The following is a 23,158-nucleotide window of genomic DNA, read 5'->3' as shown; positions in this document are numbered from 1 at the left end:
CTCATTGAACCATTGTTTGTTCAATTTAAATTATTTATTAGGGGCAAAAATGACTAACTTTCCATAAGTTACTTTTTATATTCACAATTTTCATACCCATATTCAGGTTTGAAATATATGTAGCGTTTTTGTGTTTAAAAAATAAACTACTCCCCATTGAGCGTACATTCAAAATTTGTCCGTTCAACTGTACAGCGAGCACGCTTAAGCACACTCATCATGGTTGCATCATATACACCTTGTTTTGTTAAGCTGAGGCGGCCTTCGCGTAAAATTTTTTGATACTTGGTTTTATCTTCTGCTGAAAAATTCATTTTTATTTTTGAGGGGACGCCCATTTCTAGCCGTTTTATCATGGCAAAATTCTGAGGTAATTGTTGTATAAACCAAGCACGCGACTTTATACCGAAATCTGTGGGGAACTTATCACTTCGAGCAACTAAATCTCCCGTAACGTTAACTACGGGAAAAGTAAACATTGCCCCTTTCACTCCAACGCCTTTACCAATCTCTAAAGGTTTATAAGCATAAGCTGGCGCAGCAATTGCATCGACTTGTCCACTATTAAACTTTTTCACAAAATCGGTAATTTCTGAAGGAATAGGCTGGGCACCTACACTTTCCACCATAATTTTCTGCGCTGCGTCATATTGCAAAATAGCAAACTTAGTTCCACGTACTTTTTCAATTGAATTGAGGTTTTTATCCCTCACAAATAAATAAGCCAATCCAATTTGGACAATACCAACGACTTCGTAATTGGTTCCATTTTGTGCTGTCACCATGCGATGTTTATTACGTTTATCTAAAACGTAACTAATAGCTTTTTGGGCAATTGCATTACTGGTTACCCCACCAATCGCATCAATTGAACCTGCAAATTTATTGTAATTTCGCGCCCGCATGGAGGTCATATATGCGGCATCACATTTACCCTCACGTAATCTACGGTCAACCAAACCTTCATCTTGAAATGGAATTAAAGTGATATCTGCTTGCCACTCTTTCGCCGCAAGCGCCCACTCTTCCATCATTTTATAGGATTCACCTGACTTTCCTAATAAATCAAACACGCACACATTTTGTCCTGCATGTGCTGTTCCCATAGCACAGCAAAATACTGCACTAATTATCCCCAATCTTTTTTTCATTTGACTTTCCTTAGTCTAGTTTTATTAGTAGCTCATTAATCAACCAAACTTTAAACTGTTTTTATTTTAGCCACATTTTTTTAAATATGTTCTATCTTGTTCAATATTTTGGAAATTTCGGATGAATAGCGAAATTTAGGCTATCTTGATACATGCAATTATTAACAGCTGCTCACTAAAATCCGGAATGTTTTGTTTTCATCGGCAGTTCTCTTTAAAATACAGCATCCCTAACTCACCTCGATACAATAAGATGATTCAATTTGACCAAGTTTCTTTACGCCGCGGTGGACGTGTTCTATTTCAAAAAGCGTCTATGCAATTACACCCAGGTTGGAAGATTGGTCTAACTGGGGTAAATGGTGCAGGTAAATCGACTTTATTTGCTGCATTACTTGGCAGTTTAGGTGCAGACGAAGGTTCACTTACTCGTCCGACAGGCTGGACCGTGGCGCATATGGCGCAAGAAGTAAAAGCCCTAGATATGCCTGCAATTGATTTTGTTCTTTCAGGTGATGAAGAGTTTTGGGATATTCAAAATAAGCTTGCTCAACCCGATCAACTGACTGATTTTGAACTGGCTAAATTGCATGGTCGCTTTGATGAAATTCATGGTTATTCAGCTCCATCTAAAGCTGCTCAGCTCATGGCGGGTCTTGGTTTTCTAGAAAATCAGTTACGTTTAAACGTTGAGAGTTTCTCAGGTGGATGGCGTATGCGTTTAAATTTGGCGCGTACATTGATGAGTCGTTCAGATTTACTCTTACTCGACGAACCAACCAACCACTTAGACTTGGATGCAATTTTGTGGTTAGAAGATTGGCTTAAAGCCTATGAAGGTACTCTCATCCTCATTTCGCATGACCGTGACTTTTTAGATGCGATTACAGATCATATTCTTCACATCGAAAATCAAGAACTCACGCTTTACACTGGAAACTACTCTACATTTGAAACCACACGTAGTGAACGTCTTGCCCAGCAGCAACAAGCTTTTGAGAAGCAGCAAGAAACACGTGCTCATCTACAAAAGTTTATTGACCGTTTTAAAGCAAAAGCGACTAAAGCTCGTCAGGCACAAAGTCGTATTAAACAACTTGAACGCATGCAGCAACTTGCACCCGCTCACATTGATACGCCGTTTACTTTTAGTTTCCGTGAACCGACCAAAATGAGCTCTCCTTTGCTGACTTTAGACAATGCCAGCATTGGTTATGGTGGTAAGCAAATAGCTGCAAAAATCAGATTACAAATTACACCAAACTCACGTATTGGTTTGCTTGGGATGAACGGCGCAGGTAAGTCAACACTAATTAAAAGTTTGGTTGGTGATTTACCACTCTTGGCAGGTGAACGTAAAGCTTCCGAGCTGCTTAACATTGGTTACTTTGCACAGCACCAAATGGATGCTTTAGATGGCAATGCTAGTCCAATGCTACAGCTTGCCCGTATAGCAGATAAACAAATTAGTGAAGCCACCCTACGTTCATTCTTGGGTAGTTTTGGCTTTAGTGGTGAACGCATGGATACGCCATGTGAAAGCTTTTCTGGTGGAGAACGCGCTCGTTTAGCCCTAGCACTCATTGTATGGCAGCGTCCAAATGTTTTAATTCTCGATGAACCGACCAACCATTTAGATCTTGATATGCGTCATGCGCTGAGCATGGCATTACAAGATTTCGAAGGAGCTGTCGTTCTGGTTTCCCATGAACGCCAACTCATTGCAAGCGTTTGTGACGAGCTTCTTTTAGTACACGGCGGTAAATGTACTGAATTCGAAGGTGATTTACAGGATTATGCTAAATGGCTACGTGAAGCACGCCAGCAACAAATTAATGCTCAGACTGCTATAGCACAGACTAACTCATCTTCTGCCGCTCCTGCGCCTGCTAAAGTTGATAAAGAAGCGCAGCGTAAAGAAGCGGCTCGTCGTCGTGAACAGACTCGACCTATTCGTAAGAATATTGAAAAAGTTGAGTCTCAAATTGAAAAGCTACAACCGCAGCTTGCCAAAATTGAAGAATCCTTGGCAGATACTTCTTTATATGACTCGGCACGTAAGGATGATTTGCTCAAACTTATGAATGAACAGACAGAGCTAAAAGCTAAACTTGAACAATATGAAGAGCAGCTATTAGAACTCATGATGGAATTGGAAGAGATGGAAGCTTCTTTTGATTAATCTATTTTCTAAAATAAAAAGCCGATTTCTTAATCGGCTTTTTATTGATTAGTAAGGCGTATAAAAAGCCCCTAATTCATTTAAATTGGTATTGATCGGTAAAGGCCAAACATTGCTTGATAGACTGTCAGCGATATATAAATCATAACCTCCTCGACTTCCTGTTTGTCCTGCAAGAGACACTACCATGTAACGCTGATCTAAAGGAGCTGGGTCGGAAGTATCATAATTAGTACTGTTAAATGGCAAACGTGTGGTTTGTTTATTCGCCATATCATAAATATAGACCTGATCATGAGCATTTGTTGGACTGTACCAGCGTACATATAAGAAGCGACTTCCTTGCCACCATATTGGATAGTATGAAGCGATATTGGTCAGCTGTATATCATAGGCACCCGACTGATCAATACTGAAAATTCGAGAATTATTTCCAGCACCTTTCGCATATAAGATTTGAGTAGTATTCACCATTGGATAAGGCATCGACTCTTCTATATCCCAACCATTTTGCGTGACAGAAGTCATCGTCCGATCAGTCATTTTGACGATTTTTAAATCGCCATTTTGTTTAAAAATAATACGTTGATTATCTATAAATTTAGGATCTTCATCGCGCTTATTATTACCCTGAGTTAAGTTAATAGGTAACTCAGTGCTTCCGACTTTCCAAACATATACATCCCATGCATCGCCATAATGCTGCCCAGAGTTCACTCCCATGAAAGTTAACCATTTTCCATCTGGAGAGAAATGGCCATTCATCATATGGTCAATTTTCCAATTTGTACCCAGTAATGTAGTCTGCTGTGTTGTGAAGTTATACAAATAAAGCTTACTGTCCCATGCGTCATAATCACTATAACGATGAAATACTAATTTTCCGTAAAAGGTGGGGGCTATCGCAGCATGCAGTTGAAATAAACAATTAAAAAAAATGATCCCAATGCATAAGAGTATGTGAGTTTTTTTCAAAATTATATTCTCTTGGTATAAATAAAAACTACCACTTAAATAGCAGTTTAAAATTTCAGTCCTTACCAAAAAAAAGGCTTTGTCTTAAACTAAACAAAGCCTTTTCTTTAATCATCATAAACAATTATCTAAATTTTTTATGATTTTCATTTCGTATTGTGACTAAATTGATTGCTTCAGTTTTGGCTTGATCTAATTGTCCTTGCTCAACCAAAGCAGTTACTTTATCAATCTCAGCAACAAGCTGATCTAAACCAGCTTGATACTCTTTTACCTGTACATTTTCTGAAGGCAAACCTTCAAGTTTATGTGGTAAATATTGCTTAGAAGAAACAGCTGCTTCACGCATTACAACAAGCTGTTGTTTCGCGTTATCAATATCTTTCGCTTCAGCAAATGCTTTAGTACTCTTAGCTAAAGTTTTCATATTCGTTTCTAGGTCTGCCGCCGAAACAGCAGAACTTCCTAAAATCGCACATGAAATTAACAGACTAGCTAATAATTTCTGACTCATCATTCTCTCCCTAGACTGATTTAGAATCATGTTATGAATTAAGCATCAATATCCGCATTTAAAGCATTCTCTTCGATGAATGCACGACGTGGTTCAACATCATCACCCATTAAACAAGAGAACATACGATCTGCTTCAATCGCATCATCAATGGTCACCTGCAACATATTACGGTTTTCAGGATCCATTGTTGTTTCCCACAGCTGCTCAGCATTCATCTCTCCAAGACCTTTGTAGCGTTGGATCATCATACCGCGGCGTGAATCTTGCAAAATATGTTGCCAAACTTGATGGAAGTTGGCCACTTGAATACGGCGATCACCTTTTTGTAAATAAGCACCATCTTCAAGTAAAGTGAACCAACTCTTCGAGTTTTTCAACAACCGTGCATATTCAGCCGAATTCAATAAAGCTGCATCAAGCAAGTACGCATGTGGCAAGTTATGTACATACACCGTAATACGTGGCCAGTAATGTGCAGATTTTTCACCCTGAGCATTTTCACGCTCAAATGCCTCTAAAGAGATTTCTGGACGTAAGCTTGGTTGTAATCTGGTAATGATATCGCGTACCTGATCAGCCCATTGTTGTACATAAGCTTCATCGTGGTTCTGATCGCTCTTGAATGCTTCTACTTCAAGTAAAGCATCCAGTAAGCTAGCTGGATAACGTAAAGTTAAGCGCTGTAAGCTCTTTTGTGAAACTTGATAATCCTGAATCACTTTCGCAAGTGCTTCACCTGTAATTGCTGGAGCTTCAGCATTGGTATGCAAAGATAGCTCATCAATCGCATTTGAGATGAGATACGTTTCTAATGCATCATTATCTTTGATGTATTGTTCTTGTTTACCTTTCTTCAATTTATACAAAGGTGGCTGAGCAATATAAATGTGTCCACGCTCAACCAATTCCGGCATTTGACGGAAGAAGAAGGTTAACAACAAGGTACGGATGTGTGAACCATCGACGTCAGCATCGGTCATGATAATGATTTTATGATAACGAAGCTTATCAGGATTATATTCTTCACGACCAATACCACAGCCAAGTGCAGTGATTAAAGTACCCACTTCCTGACTTGAAATCATTTTGTCAAAGCGTGCACGTTCAACGTTCAGGATTTTCCCTTTCAACGGTAAAATAGCCTGCATCTTACGGTTACGACCTTGCTTAGCACTACCGCCCGCAGAGTCACCCTCGACTAGATATAATTCAGAAAGTGCTGGGTCTTTTTCCTGACAATCTGCCAATTTACCTGGTAAACCAGCAATATCAAGTGCACTCTTACGACGCGTCATTTCACGAGCTTTACGCGCAGCATCACGTGCACGTGCAGCATCAATAATTTTACCGGCAATCGATTTTGCAGCTTGTGGATTTTCAAGTAAGTAAGCAGAGAACTCTTTGTTCATTGCTTGCTCAACCGCTGGTTTTACTTCACTCGATACCAGTTTCTCTTTCGTTTGAGATGAGAATTTCGGATCAGGTACTTTGACCGAAATAATCGCCGTTAAACCTTCACGAGCATCATCACCTGTCACATTGACTTTTTCTTTCTTGAGAATGTTTTCATTTTCAAGATATTGATTAAGACCACGTGTTAAAGCCGCACGGAAACCAGCTAAATGCGTACCACCATCTTTTTGAGGAATATTGTTGGTAAAACAACGCACATTTTCTTGATAACTTTCGTTCCACTGCAATGCAACTTCTACACCAATACCATTTTCGGTATCTGCAGTGAAATGAAAAATCTCATTTAGATGAGTTTTACCTTCGTTAATGTATTTTACAAACTCAGATAAACCACCTTCGTAGTCATATACATGCTCAAGGTTAATACGTTCATCACGTAAAACAATGCGCACGCCCGCGTTTAAAAATGAAAGCTCACGTAAACGACGCGCTAAAATTTCAACGTTAAAAATGGTTTGACTAAAAGTTAGTTCACTTGGCCAAAAACGTACCGTTGTACCACTCTTATCCGTTTCACCAATTACACGTAATGGATATTGCGGATCACCGTGATGATATTCTTGTTCGTGCACTTGGCCAGCGCGATTAATAATTAAATGCAATTTACTTGAAAGCGCATTTACAACCGAAACACCGACGCCGTGCAAACCACCTGAAACTTTATAGCTGTTGTCGTCAAACTTACCGCCTGCGTGCAAGATCGTAAGAATTACTTCTGCTGCAGAAACCCCCTCTTCAGGGTGAATATCGGTTGGAATACCACGACCATTGTCGGAAACACTTACCGATTCATCTTCGTGAATCGTGACAATAATTTCATCACAATGTCCCGCTAAAGCTTCATCGATTGCATTATCAACAACCTCGAATACCATATGGTGTAAACCGGTACCGTCGTCTGTATCCCCAATATACATCCCCGGACGTTTACGAACTGCATCTAATCCACGTAATACTTTAATACTAGAGGAATCATAAGCCTTTTCATTGGTTTGTTCTGTTTGAGAGGCTGATTGAGACTCTGAACTCATGGTTTCTCCCTAGCAAATATAGGTTTATTCAAAGATGGATAACATCAAAAAATTATGGTGAAGCAAGACTAACTTGACCGGATTCAACATTGAATAATTGATATGAAATAGACAGATCATGTAAGTGTTTTTTTACCGATGCATGATCTAAAGTTGTCATAAAAACCTGGCTACCAAGTTGGCTTAATCGTTCAATTAAACGTTGTTGTGCGGTTAAGTCTAATTCTGCTGTCAGATCATCTAATAATACCACAGTTTCCTTATTACTCGCATGCAACATTGCAATTTGTGACAGTTTTAAGGCAATAATCAGCAGTTTTTTCTGACCTCTTGATAAAACAACGTCAGCATGTCCAAACGGGGTTTTCAAGCGCAAATCTGCACGATGTGGACCATATTCGGTATAGCGTCTTTCGATGTCTTTTTGATGTTGATTCAGCAAGTCTTGCATAAGTCCCTGCTCTGTATGAAAACCCGGACTATATTCCAGTTCAATCTCCAGATCAGGTAGTAATTGACTTAAATCATTTTGAAAAAAGACATTCCATTGTTCCACAATACTTAAACGTTGAGAGTGTAAAATTTCCCCATAATCGCTCAACATTTTGTTCCACGGCTCTAAATCCGCTAAAGAAATATTCCGTCTGGTTTTAAGTAAGGTATTACGCTGTTTCAATGCACGAGAATAATATTGCCAAGCAAAATAAAACTCAGGTTCCACGTGGAACATCAGCCAATCTAAAAGCTGACGGCGAGGTTTTGCCCCATGATCAATAATATCTGTACTTTGTGGGTCAATATGTTGCAAAGGCAGCAGTTTCGCGAGTTGCCCTTGTGTAGCCACCGTATCGCCATTGACCTTCATCAACTGCTCACCAGAGGCTAACTTTTGCATGCCAATTTTTTCAGTTGCGGACTGGGCGAAGACAATCGCATCTTCGGCAGAATATTGAATATAATTTTTGGGTATATGGGTACGGAATGACCGCCCTGTTGCAAGCAAATGGATTGCTTCCAGAATTGAAGTTTTTCCTGAACCGTTAGCGCCATAAAATACATTAAACGGTTGCAACCCTTGGAGTGCAACCGTTTTTAAATTACGCACACGTTCAATATTTAAACGCGTAAGATGCATATGAATCAGCCGAATTATACACGCATTGGCATTACGACATACGTCTGGTCAGGATGTGCCGGATCTTGAACCAATACAGACTGGTTTGCTTCAGTCATGCTCATATTTACATCATCACCATCAAGCACACCTAAAACATCTAGCAAATATTGCGCATTAAACGACATTTCAAGCGGTATGTTTTGGTACTGAATTGCTAAATCTTCAATCGCTTCATCTTGTTCAGGGTTATTTGCACGTAGCTGTAAAGAATCTTGATTAAAATTCAAGAAAACGCCACGTAACTTCTCATTACTCAAAATTGCGACACGTTGTAATGATTGTTTGAACACATCATGGCTAATTAACACATGTTTATCGCCACCACGTGGAATTACACGACGATAATCAGGGAATTTTCCATCAATCAATTTCGTCGTAAAACGAACAGTGATATCGCCCTGCTCTTTGTCACGGCTCGGTGTATTAATCGTGACATTTAACAATTCACGACCGATGAGCAATGTTAATTGTTCATCTTCAATACTGAGTAAACGCTGCAATTCACCCACAGCTTTACGAGGCACAATTGCTTGAACCAATTGAGATGATGTAGAAGAAGCAGTGATTTCACAAAGTGCTAAACGGTGACCATCTGTTGTTACTGCACGTAATTGATTTTCATCAATTTCTAATAAAGTACCAGTTAAATAGAAACGCACATCCTGTACAGCCATAGCAAAAGCTGTTTTTTCAAATAAACGCTTTAACTCACGTTGAGTAACCTGTACTTGTGTACCTTGACTATTTTCAGTGGTTAATAACGGGTAATCTTCTGCCGGTAAAGTACCTAATACAAAACGGCTATTACCAGACTTTAAGATACATCTCTGATCTTCAGTAATTTGTAAATCTATCAATGCAGCTGTAGGCAATGATTTACAAATTTCCATCAACTTACGAGCAGGAACAGTTGTTTCACCTGCTTCAATGCATGCCCCTTCTGTTAAAACAGTACTGGCAACCAGTTCGACTTCTAAATCAGAACCAGTAATGGTGAGTGCCTGAGCATTAGTCTGAATTTTGACGTTTGAAAGAATATTCAATGTATGACGACGTTCTACCGCACCGACAACATGCGATAAAACATTGAGTAAGCTTTCTTTAGCGATTTTCAAACGCACGATTCATTCCTCTAGCAACTTGGAGCAAATATTTCATTTTTTAGCTGTGTACTATGCTGCACTTACGTAGACTTTGCAACAACGTCTTATTATTTCATTAACTCTGAAGTAGACGCAGTAGATTTTTATAATCTTCGTCAAAAATCGGATCTTCCTCTCGAAGACTCACAACTTTTTCACAAGCATGCATCACCGTACTATGGTCACGCCCACCAAAAGCCATTCCAATTTCAGGAAAACTATCACCCGTCAATTCACGAGCAAGACCCATTGCTAACTGACGCGGTCGAGCATAAATACGTGTCCGTTTTGGTCCTACCAATTCTTTTAAAGGAATTCGGAAATATTCACTGACCACACGTTGGATATTTTCTACGCTAATTGTACGTGCACGGATTGCCAATACATCTTTTAAAGATTCACGGACAACATCAAGATCGATCGGCGCACCTTTAAATCGAGAAATTGCAACGACTTTATTGAGTGCCCCTTCAAGTTCCCGGACGTTGGCAACTACTTGTTGTGCAATGAATAATGCACAGTTTCGAGGTAAATCAACGCCGCTATTTTCAGCTTTCTTCAATAAAATTTCGATACGAGTTTCAATATCTGGAGGCTCAACACCTACAGAAAGACCCCAAGAAAAGCGAGATACCAAACGAGGATCCAACTCGGTCAATTCTTTCGGGTACCGATCTGAGGTTAAAATAATTTGTTTTGATTCATCAAGTAAGGCATTGAATGTATAGAAAAACTCAACTAGGCTTGCTTCTTTACCTGCTAAGAGATGAATATCATCAACCAATAGTAAGTCTAAAGAACGGCAATTTTTCTTGAACTCTTCCACTTTGCCTTTTTGCAAAGAACTTACAAAATCCTGAACAAAACTCTCCGAGGTCATATACATCACCCGTGCATTAGGCTTGGCTTGTAATAAAGCATTACCAACTGCCTGCATCAAGTGAGTCTTACCTAAGCCTGTCGGACCATATAAGAATAAAGGGTTGTGCTGTGAAGCACCTAATTGTGTTAACACTTTTCTACATGTTTCAGCAGCCATCTGGTTCGAACGGCCTTCAACAAATAAAGAAAAAGTAAATTGAGGATTTAATAGCTTCTTTTTCGGCGTTTTTGGGTTTACTACACTATTAGTAGTAGGTGTATTGGAAATAGCATCCGGTTCTTTTTTTACTTTAAAGCTTTGTTGAGGCGCAGTTTGTAAAGCAGCCGTTGTAGTTGCTGGCTGTTCACTCGATGACAAAATACTACCAGGACGAGAATCAACTAAAATCTCAACCTGACGCACACGCCCTTCTGATAACTGTTCGGCCAATATAGAAATTAATTCTAAATGGTTCTCTTGAATGTAACGCGTCCAATAAGGATTAGGTGCATAAAGACGCAGTATACCTTCTACTTCTTCAGCAACTAATGGGCGAATCCACATCGCAAAGACGTTATCAGAGAGCTCTTGTCGCAAGCGAGTTAAGCAGTCTGTCCACAGCATGTGTATCCCCTATTTCTGCGTTTTTAAATTCAAATAATCTAAAGATTAACCCTTCCTGATGAGAAGGGGTCGCCATTCTAACCAAGTTATCCACATCTGTCATGACGATTTCGTTTGATTTTGTCTAAAAAGAAATCTCTTGTGAATAAATTTAAATTCAAATCGGCTTGTGTATAACTTTTTGCACAACCTGTGGATAAATTAACACATAAACTTATCCACAATCCATAAATATAATAAAAACAGAGTTATCAACAACCCAAATATATGTTTTTTAAATTTAAAAGTGCGGAATCCACAGAAAAAGTTATCCCTAATAAGAATAAATTTAAATTTCTAAATTTGAATTTATTTAATAGGAGAATGATCTTTTGTGGATAACTGCAAAATATGAATTTAAATTCAAATGCAGCAAAACAAAACGAAGATGATATCTTGTTTTGTTGATAAATATGTATATAAGGTGTGTATATATTAAAAGTTCTAATAAAAATAGACAATTACTTTGTGTATAACTTTTAAAGCTATATATTGACCTAAATTATGGAAAGAATAAAAAGAAGTAAAAAGATTAAAAATTTGGGTTAAATACAAAACTTTCTTGGTTTTTCATTGACAGCGTAAACATTGCACAATAAAATCGCGGACCTTTATAGAAAGATCATTTTTGGGAGTTTCAATATGAAACGTACTTTCCAACCATCTGAATTAAAGCGTAAACGCGTTCATGGTTTCCGTGCTCGTATGGCAACTAAAGCTGGTCGTCAAGTATTAGCTCGTCGTCGTGCAAAAGGTCGTCATAGCTTAACTGTTTAATACTGTTACGCTGACCAGACTTGGGTGTGATGACACTTTACAGTTTTAGCACAGACGTGCGAATACGCTGTGCTGCAGATTATAAAAGTGTATTTGATGGTGCGCTTTTTAAAGTGCATCAACCCCATTTTTTATTTCTTGCAAAATTAACCGAACAGCCTAAAAGCCGTTTGGGTATTGTTGTTGCTAAGAAAAAAGTGCGCCGAGCGCATGAAAGAAATCGAATAAAACGTCTTGCTCGTGAGAGCTTTCGTCTACATCAGCCGAATTTTGGATCAGACATAGATGTTGTAGTGATGCCGAAAGTTGGTATAGAAACGATTACGAATGCTGAGCTATATCAACAATTAGATTTTGCTTGGCAAAAATTACAGCGCTTAGCAAAAAAACATTCTAAAGTTGGCACAACCTCGCAGAATTAAGAGATAGCCAATGGTCCGTTTTCTACGTTGGTTGATTCGACTGTATCAAATTGCGATTAGTCCGCTTCTTGGACCCCGTTGTCGTTATATCCCGACTTGTTCCCAATATGCGATAGAAGCACTGCACACTCATGGTGCGATAAAAGGCGTTTGGTTATCTTCTAAACGGATTTGTCGTTGTCATCCGTGGGGAGGATCTGGATATGATCCGGTACCGCCAAAAGCAATTCGTTTTATTTCGTTTCATCAAATAGATTCTCAAACGCATCATGTTGCTGTACCCTTTCGTGATCGTTTACTGAAGCAAAATCTCTCTAACCATTTGGGGTAATAGATATGCAACAATGGGCCAGGTTTGCAATTCTCGGGGCCATGTTTGTCACCGCATATTTGCTCATTTTGGCTTGGCAAAAAGATTATGGAAATGCTGTAACTGCACCGCAACAACAAGCGGCGGCTGTAAGCTCGCATGAAGTATCTGCTGATTTGCCAAATGCTAAAAATGCAACAGTGGCTTCCGATGTGCCACAAGCAAATATTGCGCAGTCACAAACCACAGATGCAACTGCACCTGTGAATCAACAGCTTATTTCAGTACAAACTGACCTTTACCATATTTGGATCAATCCAAAAGGTGGTGATATTGTTCGTATTGAATTACTCTCACACGACAAAAGCAAAGACAGCGATCAACCTTTTGTTATGCTTGAAAATGATGCCAAGCGTACATATGTTGCTCAATCTGGCTTAATTGGTTTGAATGGACCAGATAGTAGTCGTGGTGGTCGTCCATTATATGCTGTTGAAAAGACATCATATACTTTGGCTGATGCTAAGGGTGTACAGGACCAAAAGGGTCAATCTGAAAAAGTTTTAAACGTTCCAATGGTATTTAAAACACCTGAAGGCGTTGAAATTATTAAGACTTTTACCTTTACTCAAGGTCAATATCCAATTGTTGTAAAACATCAAGTCATTAACCGTAGCCAACAAAGCTGGCAAGGTCAGATGTTTGGACAATTAAAGCGCGATAATTCTGAAGATCCTGGTAAGTCTTCTCAAGGTATTTTCACTCTAGGAACTTTCTTAGGGGGAGCTTGGGGAACACCTGATGCACATTACAATAAGCTTAAATTTGCTAATTTCTCAGAAGAAAAAGTAAATACTGAAGCGAAGGGTGGATGGGTTGCAATTGTTCAGCATTACTTTGTAAGTGCTTGGATTCCTGGAAATCTTAAGCTGACTCAAGCCAATGGTCAGCCTTATGTAGCTAAGCTTGAATCTCGTCAATCTGCTGATCATATGAATATCATTGGTTTTACCTCACCAGTGATTAATGTTCCGGCAGGCACTTCAATGGAAGTGGATGCAAAACTTTATTCAGGTCCAAAAGTACAATCTGAATTAAAAGATTTAGCTGTAGGTTTAAATCAGACTGTTGATTATGGTTGGTTATGGCCAATTGCTAAGCTCTTGTTCTTAGGTCTTCAATTCTTCCATAGCATTGTGGGTAACTGGGGATGGTCAATCATCTTGCTTACCATTATGGTGAAGATGATCTTGTGGCCTTTATCTTCAAAAAGTTATCGTTCTATGGCGAAAATGCGTGTGATTGCACCAGAAATGCAACGCATGAAAGAAGAGTTCGGTGAAGACCGTATGCGCTTCTCGCAAGAAATGATGGCTTTATACAAGCGTGAACAAGTAAATCCACTTTCAGGTTGTTTACCATTATTGCTACAAATGCCAATTTTCCTTGCTTTGTACTGGGTACTCATGGAAAGTGTGGAATTACGTCATGCACCATGGTTAGGCTGGATTCAAGACTTGTCAGCAATGGATCCTTGGTTCATCTTGCCGTTAATCATGGGTGCTACCATGTTTGCGCAGCAAATGTTGAACCCGCAACCCGCTGATCCAATGCAGGCAAAAGTGTTCCGCATTATGCCGATTATGTTCACGGTATTTATGTTGTTCTTCCCGGCAGGTCTCGTGCTGTACTGGATTGTGAACAACAGTATTACTATTTTACAGCAGTCGTTTATTAATAAGAGCGTTGAAAAAGGTCGTATCAATAAGACTGAATCAGCTTCTTAATCGTTGAACTTTTGCTGAATAAATCCGCTTAAGATGGTAATCTTAGGCGGATTTTTCTTTGGCTGGATTTTAGGTTTTTAGGTGAATAATATGCAAAGTCAAACCACGATTGCCGCAATTGCAACGCCACCAGGGCGTGGTGGTGTGGGCGTGATTCGCCTATCTGGACCTAAGGCTTATGAAATTGCTCAAAAACTGACACATAAAAACTTGCCAGAAGCGCGTATGGCGGGTTTTCGTAAATTTTATGATGCTGATGGCAGCATTATGGATGAAGGGATTGTTCTATGCTTTCCCAATCCTCACTCGTTTACAGGTGAAGATGTTGTAGAACTACAAGGTCACGGTGGTCCAGTCATTCAAAATGCCTTGCTGGGACGTCTATTTGAGCTGGGCGCAATCGCTGCAAAAGCTGGCGAATTTTCCATGCGTGCTTTTGAAAATGGCAAGATGGACTTGGTACAAGCGGAAGCTATTGCTGATTTGATTGATGCGACTTCGCAAGCTGCGGCACGCTCTGCAGTTCGTTCTTTACAAGGCGCTTTTTCAACAAAAATTAATACAGTTTTAGAAAAACTGATTCATTTACGCTTACATGTTGAAGCCGCAATTGATTTTCCTGAAGAAGAAATCGATTTCTTGGCAGATGGCAAAATTTTAGCTCTACTTGAAGATGTTCAGCAGTCGGTACATGCTGTTCAAACCTCTGCACGACAAGGGCAATTATTACGTGAAGGTTTGCAAGTTGTTATTGCGGGTAAACCAAATGCGGGTAAATCGAGCTTATTGAATGCACTTGCTGGTGTTGAACGTGCAATTGTGACTGATATTGCCGGTACAACTCGTGATGTTTTGCATGAAAAAATTAGCTTAAATGGTCTACCAATCACCTTAACAGATACTGCGGGCCTTCGTGAAACAGGAGATATCGTTGAAAAAGAAGGGATTCGTAGAGCAATCAAAGAAATTGAACAGGCTGATTTGTTATTACTGGTTTATGATTTAAATCAAGGTGATGACCCATTAAAACTTGCTCAAGAATATTTTGCTGAACACATTGAACCACGTCGTTTAATGTTAATTGGTAATAAATGCGATTTAACTGGTCAATTAGCTGAAATAGGCGATTATCAAGGGTTCCGTCATATTACAGTTTCAGCGAAACAAGAGATGGGCGTACAAGGCCTCGTAGATGCGATTACAGTGCATGCAGGCTTTCACCCTGAGGAAGACACCTTTATTGCAAGAACACGTCATTTAGACGCAATGAAGCGCACACAGCTCTATCTTTCAGAAGCACGTGAGCAACTCGTTGTATTTAATGCAGGTGAACTGGTTGCTGAATCACTACGTCTTGCTCAAAATGCTTTAGGTGAAATTACTGGCGACTTTAGTGCCGATGACCTTTTAGGCAAAATCTTTGGTTCATTTTGTATTGGAAAATAATTAAAAAAAATCTGAATGATGCACTTAGCTGTGTCATTCAGTCATTTTGTTAACCGTATCTTTTTAAAACCTTTAAAAACTCATCTAATTCATTCTGATCGACTTTTGCTTCTTTGAGCACGTGGTGGTGTAAGTGCTGTTCCATTAATTCACTCATCAGGCCATTTATTGCCCCTTTAATTGCAGCAACTTGTTGAAGTATTTCTATGCATGAAATATCTGGTTGCTCAACAGCATGCTCAATACTATTGATTTGCCCTTTTAGTCGTTTTACACGATTAACTATTTTTTTATCCTGACCGATGTGACTCATCTGTATTCTCTTGTATAATTTAATATACTGGTAGGGAGTATATTGGGTTTAAATTTTATGCAGGAACATAGTGTATCACGTCATCATCAACATCAGTTTGATGAAGGAAATCCACTTGCACAAAAACGTATTTTGATTGCAACAATTTTAACGGCATCCATGATGGTATTAGAAATATTCGGTGGATGGTTTTTTAATTCAATGGCGCTTCTGGCTGATGGTTGGCATATGAGCTCACATATGTTGGCACTCGGTTTAGCCTATTTTGCTTATCGTGCGGCTCGACATTACTCCAAAGATCGTCGGTTTAGTTTCGGAACATGGAAAATCGAGATTTTAGCGGGCTATAGCAGTGCAATTTTGCTGATGGTTGTCGCTATTTTTATGGCATTTCAGTCGATACAACGTTTATTTAATCCAGTTGAAATTTTTTATAACGAAGCGATTCCAATTGCAATCTTAGGTCTGGTCATTAACTTGATTTGTGCATGGTTACTTCACGATGATGGGCACCATCACCATCACCATCACCATCATGAGCATGACCACGGGCATCATCACCATGATTTAAACCAAAAAGCTGCTTTTTTACATGTGGTTGCAGATGCGGTCACTTCTGTTTTTGCAATTGTTGCGCTTTTCGCAGGTAAATATTTCGGATGGGATTTTTTAGATGCACTTTTAGGGATTTTAGGTGCTATTTTGGTTGCAAAATGGTCTCTTGGCTTAATGAAAGAGACAGGGAAAACCCTTCTAGATGCAGAAATGGATCATCCAGTGGTAGAAGAAATTCGTGAAGTGATTGCAGAATTTCCTAAGAACCTTGAAATTACGGATATTCATGTTTGGAAAGTCGCCAAAGGTAAGTTTTCTTGTATTTTGGCCCTAGAGACTGATGATATTTCTTTAAATGCAGACCAGATTCGTCATGCTTTATCGATTCATGAGGAAATTGTGCATATATCAGTAGAAATTAATATTCTAAAACCTACTTATGTTCCACGTGAAACATTGGCATAAATGAGTGGCAGTTTGGTTATAACTCGGTAATCAATTCAGCTTTTGAAAACAGAACTGATTAAAATGATCTCCTCTCCTACTTAGAGTCGGTTTTATGCTTAAAAAATTAGGAATATTGGCGTTATTTAGCTTAACTGCAACTATGAGTTTCGCTAATGTAGATACTGTTAGGGAAAATATTAAAAAACAATATCCTAATTTGAAAATTAGTAATATTCAGAAAACCGAAATGCCTGGGCTGTACAGCGCTAATCTGGATCAGCAAATCATCTATGTAGGTGAAGATGGGCAGCATATGTTTGTTGGTTCTATGATTCGATTAAAAGACCAGAAGAACTTAACCAAAGATTTGGTGTTAGGACAAAACTCAATTGATTGGAAACAGCTACCTTTAAAAGATGCGATTAAAACAGTCAAAGGTAATGGACAGCATGTTTTAGCCGTTTTTTCTGATCCAAACTGTCCTTATTGCAAGCAGCTTGAACCTGAACTCGATAAGCTTAAAGACGTAACTATTTATAACTTTATCTATCCTCTAAAGCCTCAGTCTATTGTGGTTTCTAGACAGGTTTGGTGTGCACCGAATCAATCTTACTCATGGAAAAAACTGATTCAGCAAGGGGTTAAACCAATAGCTGCGAGCTGTGTAAACCCAATTGACCGTAATTTGGAATTAGGAAAAAAACTAGGTTTTAATGGCACTCCTACCTTAATTTTTGCAAATGGTTTTAAGCTGGTGGGCGCACGCTCTGCTGAAGAAATTCAGGCAGTTTGGAAAGAGTTAGGCCTTTAAAATAAATTAAAAAAAGCACCCCAAGGTGCTTTTTTTATAAATGAATTAAAGTTTAGCTTTTTCGTGCAATCAAATTGTAGATAAACAAAATAACGATGGCACCAATCACGGATGCGATGAAGCCCGCAGCTGAGTTTTCGCCATAAAGTCCAAGTAAACGACCACCATAAGTGGCTAAAAGTGAACCTGCAATACCAATCAAGGTAGTTACGATGAAACCTGCTTTATCATCCCCTGGATGCAAAGCGCGAGCGATTAAGCCAGCAAAGAAACCAACTACAATAGCGACAATAAGTGACCACATATTTGTTCTCCAGTTGTTTTTTTGATGAAGTTAATGATTTTGCTTCATATTCTATCGTGCGGTAGAGCTGTCTATTTTGTCTGTAGCAGATTGCGACTTTTTGTGTCTTTTTTGTTCAAAGCTAAGGTTTTATATAAAAAAATAGCACCTTGCGGTGCTATTTTTATGAAATTTATAAACCAATTTCACCGATAAAAGGTAAGTGGCGATATTTTTGGTCGTAGTCTAAGCCGTAGCCTACAATGAATCTGTCTTCTACTTCAAAACCTAAAAATTTAACTTCGAGATCAATTTCACGGCGAGATGGTTTACTCACTAATGTGCAAAGTTGAATCGAATTTGGCTCACGAGTTTGCAACATTTCAACTACTTTGCTTAAGGTATTGCCAGAGTCGATAATATCTTCGACAACCAGTACATCCTTACCGCGTATTTCACCGTCAAGATCTTTTAAGATTTTAACATCTCGACTTGAAGTCGTACCACCGCCGTAGCTAGACACTGTCATGAAGTCAAGTTCATGCGGTTTGGTAATTGTACGGCACAAGTCTGCCATGAAAATAACAGAACCACGAAGTAATCCAATAAGGACTAATTCTTTATCACTATTTGCATAGTGAGCGTTAATTTGCTCGCCGAGCTCTTTGACTTTTGCTTGAATTTCTTCGGTTGAAATCATGATGCTCATTGCAACAGTCATGGCAGATTCCTACAAGATATAAAAGAAAAAATAAAAAAGGTGTTGACCTGCAACACCTCGAAAATCTGAGTTAATGGTAAAATTTTAAAGCAAAATGACGTTTCATGCACCCTTTGATGGCTTTGAAATTTTATCATTTTGCGGATTATGTCGATCACGCTTTAACACAACAGCACATATTCCAAATAATAACAAAAACTTAACCACCCGATTTTTATTGGGCTGTTTCTTTTTGATAAGCACGTTTTCCATAAATATAAGTCGCCTCAATATTACGGTCATCACCTAAAGTGAATAAAGCAAACAGCGAATCTTCAACAGATTTGGATTTAGACTGGCGCAGTTGCTGTAATGCGGTCGGCTTAAGATTCAATACAACAAAGTCTGCTTCTTTACCGATATTGAAGTTGCCTAACTGCTCTTGTAAATCAAGCGCTTTTGCTCCACCTAAAGTTGCATGATAAAGCGCTTCATAAGCGGAGAGTTTATCACCTTGTAACTGCTGAACTTTATAAGCCTCGTTAACAGTTTGCAGTAAACTAAACGATGTACCAGCACCGATATCTGTACCCAAACCCACTTTTACTTGTTTTTCCCATGTTTTTTTCAATGGGAATAAACCACTGCCTAAGAACAAGTTTGAAGTTGGGCAAAATGCGATAGCAGACTGCGTATCATGCATGCATTGCCATTCTTCATCTTCTAAGTGAACGCAATGCGCAAATACAGAACGCTTACCAGTCAGGCCATAATGTTGATAAACATCTAAATAGCCTGCTTGTTCAGGAAATAAAGATTTTACCCAAGCTATTTCATCTTTGTTTTCACTTAAATGCGTATGTACGTAAACATCCGGAAATTCTTGTTTTAACTGCCCTGCTCTTTCTAATTGCTCAGGTGTAGAAGTCGGTGCAAAACGTGGCGTAATCGCATACAGAGCACGGCCTTTACCATGCCATTTTTCAATGAGTGCTTTTGTGTCGCTGTAAGCCGTTTCTGGTGTGTCACACAGCGCTTCAGGGGCATTGCGGTCCATGAGTACCTTACCGGCAATTAAACGCATCTGAACGTGTTCTGCGGCTTCAAATAAGGCATCAACAGATTCCGGATGGACTGTACAGAAAACCAGTGCTGTGGTTGTACCATGTTTTAAGAGTTCTTGAACAAAGAACTGGGCAATTTCACTTGCATATGCTTTGTCCTGAAACTGGATTTCAGTTGGGAATGTATAAGTATTGAGCCAGCTTAAAAGCTGTTCGCCGTATGCTCCAACCATTTCAGTTTGTGGGAAGTGAATATGGGTATCAATAAAGCCAGGTACAATCAATTGTTCTGGATAATGTTGAACCTCAACTCCAGCCGGTAGATGCGCTTGAGCGTCTTCCCATGCTCCAAACCATTTGATTTTTCCATGTTCACTAATCAATACACCATCTTCCAAATAACGTACTTGATTTGGAATATCAGTTGGCTCAGAGACAGTTTGTTGAATATCTAAAAAACGACCACGCACAACGGTGGTATTTGCAATCGATGACATGGAAAGCCTATATATTTTCACTTTTTTCGGTTGATTGTACCCCAGTTAGCCAAGATTTAAACGGTATAACGTTTACTTAGTCCCCAGTCAGCCAAAATCCGTCGATAAGTCGTTGATGAACGGTCTGCTTCGAAATGTGCTTCCATTATTAAATCAAGTGGTAGTTCTTCTGGCTTTTGTGATTCGACCATGTCTTGATCTTCGGCAAAAATTTGAGCATTAAATGCGTATACCTTTTCTAAATCACCTGTCTGATCAAAGTTACGGGTGAGTGGAACAAATAAACGGGTTTTATTGCTCGAAATAGGACAGCACGCATTCAAGATTTTTAAGACCCCACCTTCTGGAAAATCGACTGTAAGCACGGCTGAAAAAGGTGGATAGACTTCAAAGGTGCGCTTCCATAAAAAGCCTTCTGGTTCGAGATGCTTTAGCTCATGCGGATAGTTACTGACATTGCTGATATAGATCGTTTTTAAGCCATATTCAGTACGTTCAGTGTGATATTTAGGGACGACGGGATTATCACGACTCGCAAAGGCATTGTGATGTACCCAAGCAAAATGAGCGACATCAATAAACCCTTCAAGTTGACGTCCACTAGAGCCGCCAATATCCACAAAAGGTGGCAAAATCGCTTGATGCTCTGCATGGTCCCAAGTATCTAATACAGGAATATTGGCTTGAGTAATATCACGACCATGAATACTGGTCCAAATGAGGCCGTATCTTTGCACAACCGGAAATTTGGTCAGAGAAAAACGATCAGAAATTTTGGTTAACTCGGGTTGAGCTGGTATTTGAATACATTTGCCTTCGGTGTTATAGCGTAGACCATGATAAGGACACACAATGTCATCACCATCGACCCAACCTTTGGTTAAAGGAACACCGCGATGAGGACAAATGTCTCGGACCAGATGAATTTCACCACTTTCTGTTTTATAGAGTGCCATGTTGACGTCTAGTAGCGTGACGCGTTGAGGCGCGGTAGAGATATCTTGAATACGGGCAACTGGATACCAATGACTTGATAAAATTTCCCAATCTTTTGCATCAAAACTGCTGTTACATGGCATGGCAAGTGGCGTTAAAGTTGGAATAGCATTCATAGCATCACTCCTTAAAAAAATCAGGGCTCTCGCGAGCCCTTAAAATCTAGGCTTTTTTCTTTTTAGGAGATGCAAAGAGCTTGCCAATATCACTTTTTAATTTTGAAAATGAGAATAAAGTTTTTAAAATTCATAAGATTAAATTATTATATTTTTGAATTTTTGTTCTAATTTAGCTTTAAAAATAAATATTCATTATTTGTTATATATCTAAAATGCACTGTTTGATTGCGGACCAAGCATAATAAAAAAGCACTTTTAAAGTGCTTTTTTATAAATTTCTATACGTTTTTACTCGACAAAATAATGTGCTGCAAAGTGAGCATCATTACCGATAATGTCATAACAATCTTCACGAATAGACATGCCTGCACATTGATGTCCAATCATCCATAAACCGAGTGTAGGTAGTTGTCCTGAAAATAATGGGGTATCTACCCATTTTTGTACAACATATCCGTATTTGTCATAGTCATCAAAATAAAAGCTACCAGAAGCTGAGCCTTGGTCGTGACCATCTTGTAAAATTCGAATATTGGCCCCTTCCCTTGCCAAAATCGGCTTTTTCACCCATTTGCCAGACAAAACTTGTTGCGGGTCATAAATATGGGTTTCGACCAACAATGGATGGTTTGGATAACGTTTCCAAAGCTCAACCAAAATCGCTTTATTTGAAAGTAACATTTTCCAGCAGGGTTCAATCCACTGTGTGTGTGGGTGAATATATTGAGAAAAGGCTTCCTCCCAAATCCATTCCCATGGATAGAGCTTAAATATGTTTTGAATGGGACGGTTATGCAGATCGACAAAATCTTGTCCATTCCAGCCTATGTTTTCCATAGAAAGCTCGGAAACTTGTAGATGAGCTTGATAAGCCGTATCCATCAAGTACTCTAAATTACCCCAGTCTTCCCTTCCGGCTTCCTGACAGGCAGCAAAATGTACATGGCTACCACGCGGTAAAATCGTCTTCCAGCGTTTAATCAGGTCTTCATGAATGCTATTGAATTGATCTCGGTTTGCAATACCCGAGACCTGTTCTATCCACAGCCACTGAGCGACAGAAGCTTCGAGTAAGCCAGTCGGTGTGTCCGCGTTATATTCCAGCATTTTGATATTTCGCCCATCGTAAGCGAAATCAAAGCGACCATAGAGCATGGGCGCATTTTGTTTCCACGAATGTTCAATGTGGCTTATGGCTGTTTCTGGAATTTGAAAATAAGTTGGATAGTCCCCGCGTTGAATGAGATCTCCTACTACCGATAAACACATCTGATGTAGTTCATTTGCCGCATCTTCCAGTTGTTCAATCTGTTTAAGGGTAAACTCATACGCAACACCTTCTGACCAGTAAATTGAGCCATCAAGAGAAGGTAAATTAAAATAATCGAAACCAATATTTTGATGCTCCACTTGCCAGTCTGGGCGCGGAGTAAATATTTTTCTTTTCATATTAAGTGA

General features: G+C 39.2%; 21 protein-coding genes. 8 read left to right on the top strand and 13 right to left on the bottom strand.

Features of this window, described 5'->3' with window-relative positions; genetic code table 11:
* Positions 1-146: 146 nt before the first annotated feature.
* Positions 147-1,151, bottom strand: coding sequence for a putative solute-binding protein (locus POD11_RS17000; protein WP_262458068.1), 1,005 nt, complete (start codon positions 1,149-1,151; stop codon positions 147-149).
* A 253-nt stretch (positions 1,152-1,404) separates the two neighbouring features.
* On the opposite strand from POD11_RS17000, the gene POD11_RS16995 reads away from it, so the two are divergent.
* Complete coding sequence (locus POD11_RS16995) at positions 1,405-3,333, top strand: ATP-binding cassette domain-containing protein (RefSeq protein WP_262458067.1); 1,929 nt, start codon at positions 1,405-1,407, stop codon at positions 3,331-3,333.
* Positions 3,334-3,381: 48 nt separating this feature from the next.
* On the opposite strand, the gene POD11_RS16990 is transcribed toward POD11_RS16995, so the two are convergent.
* The 6 genes from POD11_RS16990 to dnaA all read right to left on the bottom strand — a co-directional run bounded on the left by POD11_RS16990 (position 3,382) and on the right by dnaA (position 11,134).
* Positions 3,382-4,308, bottom strand: a complete 927-nt coding sequence (locus tag POD11_RS16990) for a hypothetical protein (protein WP_262458065.1) — start codon at positions 4,306-4,308, stop codon at positions 3,382-3,384.
* A gap of 124 nt (positions 4,309-4,432) precedes the next feature.
* Positions 4,433-4,825: a cytochrome b562 gene (cybC, locus tag POD11_RS16985; protein ID WP_262458064.1), complete on the bottom strand. Its 393-nt coding sequence runs from the start codon at positions 4,823-4,825 to the stop codon at positions 4,433-4,435.
* A 35-nt stretch (positions 4,826-4,860) separates the two neighbouring features.
* Positions 4,861-7,329, bottom strand: coding sequence for a DNA topoisomerase (ATP-hydrolyzing) subunit B (gene gyrB / locus POD11_RS16980; RefSeq protein WP_016142635.1), 2,469 nt, complete (start codon positions 7,327-7,329; stop codon positions 4,861-4,863).
* A gap of 52 nt (positions 7,330-7,381) precedes the next feature.
* Complete coding sequence (gene recF / locus POD11_RS16975) at positions 7,382-8,464, bottom strand: DNA replication/repair protein RecF (protein ID WP_002115479.1); 1,083 nt, start codon at positions 8,462-8,464, stop codon at positions 7,382-7,384.
* A 14-nt stretch (positions 8,465-8,478) separates the two neighbouring features.
* Positions 8,479-9,627, bottom strand: a complete 1,149-nt coding sequence (dnaN, locus tag POD11_RS16970) for a DNA polymerase III subunit beta (protein ID WP_002115478.1) — start codon at positions 9,625-9,627, stop codon at positions 8,479-8,481.
* Between the two features lie 97 nt (positions 9,628-9,724).
* A complete protein-coding gene (gene dnaA, locus POD11_RS16965) occupies positions 9,725-11,134 on the bottom strand; it encodes a chromosomal replication initiator protein DnaA (protein ID WP_262446722.1) in 1,410 nt (469 codons plus the stop codon).
* Between the two features lie 681 nt (positions 11,135-11,815).
* Here dnaA and rpmH point away from each other — a divergent pair.
* From rpmH to mnmE, 5 genes are all read left to right on the top strand, one after another.
* Positions 11,816-11,950, top strand: a complete 135-nt coding sequence (gene rpmH, locus POD11_RS16960; RefSeq protein WP_000831329.1) for a 50S ribosomal protein L34 — start codon at positions 11,816-11,818, stop codon at positions 11,948-11,950.
* Positions 11,951-11,979: 29 nt separating this feature from the next.
* Positions 11,980-12,372, top strand: coding sequence for a ribonuclease P protein component (gene rnpA, locus POD11_RS16955; RefSeq protein WP_005063921.1), 393 nt, complete (start codon positions 11,980-11,982; stop codon positions 12,370-12,372).
* A 10-nt stretch (positions 12,373-12,382) separates the two neighbouring features.
* The gene (yidD, locus tag POD11_RS16950) at positions 12,383-12,703 is read left to right on the top strand and encodes a membrane protein insertion efficiency factor YidD (protein ID WP_016142632.1); all 321 of its coding nucleotides are present in this window, start codon (positions 12,383-12,385) and stop codon (positions 12,701-12,703) included.
* Between the two features lie 5 nt (positions 12,704-12,708).
* Positions 12,709-14,469 carry a membrane protein insertase YidC gene (gene yidC / locus POD11_RS16945; protein ID WP_262458063.1) on the top strand — a complete coding sequence of 587 codons (1,761 nt, stop codon included), beginning with the start codon at positions 12,709-12,711 and terminating at the stop codon, positions 14,467-14,469.
* Positions 14,470-14,559: 90 nt separating this feature from the next.
* The gene (mnmE, locus tag POD11_RS16940) at positions 14,560-15,915 is read left to right on the top strand and encodes a tRNA uridine-5-carboxymethylaminomethyl(34) synthesis GTPase MnmE (RefSeq protein ID WP_262458062.1); all 1,356 of its coding nucleotides are present in this window, start codon (positions 14,560-14,562) and stop codon (positions 15,913-15,915) included.
* 49 nt (positions 15,916-15,964) lie between these two features.
* Here the strand turns inward: mnmE and POD11_RS16935 are convergent, their stop codons facing one another.
* On the bottom strand, positions 15,965-16,228 hold the full coding sequence (locus POD11_RS16935; RefSeq protein ID WP_016142629.1) for a metal/formaldehyde-sensitive transcriptional repressor: 264 nt from the start codon (positions 16,226-16,228) through the stop codon (positions 15,965-15,967).
* A 42-nt stretch (positions 16,229-16,270) separates the two neighbouring features.
* On the opposite strand from POD11_RS16935, the gene dmeF reads away from it, so the two are divergent.
* A complete protein-coding gene (gene dmeF, locus POD11_RS16930) occupies positions 16,271-17,248 on the top strand; it encodes a CDF family Co(II)/Ni(II) efflux transporter DmeF (protein WP_271743744.1) in 978 nt (325 codons plus the stop codon).
* Between the two features lie 94 nt (positions 17,249-17,342).
* On the top strand, positions 17,343-18,041 hold the full coding sequence (locus POD11_RS16925) for a DsbC family protein (protein WP_262458057.1): 699 nt from the start codon (positions 17,343-17,345) through the stop codon (positions 18,039-18,041).
* A gap of 52 nt (positions 18,042-18,093) precedes the next feature.
* Here POD11_RS16925 and POD11_RS16920 read toward each other — a convergent pair whose 3' ends face one another.
* The 5 genes from POD11_RS16920 to POD11_RS16900 form a co-directional block, all read right to left on the bottom strand.
* Positions 18,094-18,345 carry a GlsB/YeaQ/YmgE family stress response membrane protein gene (locus POD11_RS16920; protein WP_002115476.1) on the bottom strand — a complete coding sequence of 84 codons (252 nt, stop codon included), beginning with the start codon at positions 18,343-18,345 and terminating at the stop codon, positions 18,094-18,096.
* 172 nt (positions 18,346-18,517) lie between these two features.
* On the bottom strand, positions 18,518-19,045 hold the full coding sequence (gene hpt, locus POD11_RS16915; protein WP_002115408.1) for a hypoxanthine phosphoribosyltransferase: 528 nt from the start codon (positions 19,043-19,045) through the stop codon (positions 18,518-18,520).
* Between the two features lie 214 nt (positions 19,046-19,259).
* Positions 19,260-20,585: a guanine deaminase gene (gene guaD, locus POD11_RS16910; protein WP_262458055.1), complete on the bottom strand. Its 1,326-nt coding sequence runs from the start codon at positions 20,583-20,585 to the stop codon at positions 19,260-19,262.
* Positions 20,586-20,641: 56 nt separating this feature from the next.
* A complete protein-coding gene (locus tag POD11_RS16905) occupies positions 20,642-21,697 on the bottom strand; it encodes an aromatic ring-hydroxylating oxygenase subunit alpha (protein ID WP_262458054.1) in 1,056 nt (351 codons plus the stop codon).
* 291 nt (positions 21,698-21,988) lie between these two features.
* The gene (locus POD11_RS16900) at positions 21,989-23,149 is read right to left on the bottom strand and encodes a glutathionylspermidine synthase family protein (RefSeq protein WP_262458053.1); all 1,161 of its coding nucleotides are present in this window, start codon (positions 23,147-23,149) and stop codon (positions 21,989-21,991) included.
* Positions 23,150-23,158: the final 9 nt, after the last annotated feature.

It is taken from the genome of Acinetobacter sp. P1(2023) (genome assembly GCF_028367635.1).
GTDB lineage: Bacteria > Pseudomonadota > Gammaproteobacteria > Pseudomonadales > Moraxellaceae > Acinetobacter > Acinetobacter pittii_E.
The sequence above is the reverse complement of the archived record's forward strand: the minus strand, read 5'-3'. Positions and strand labels throughout refer to the sequence as shown.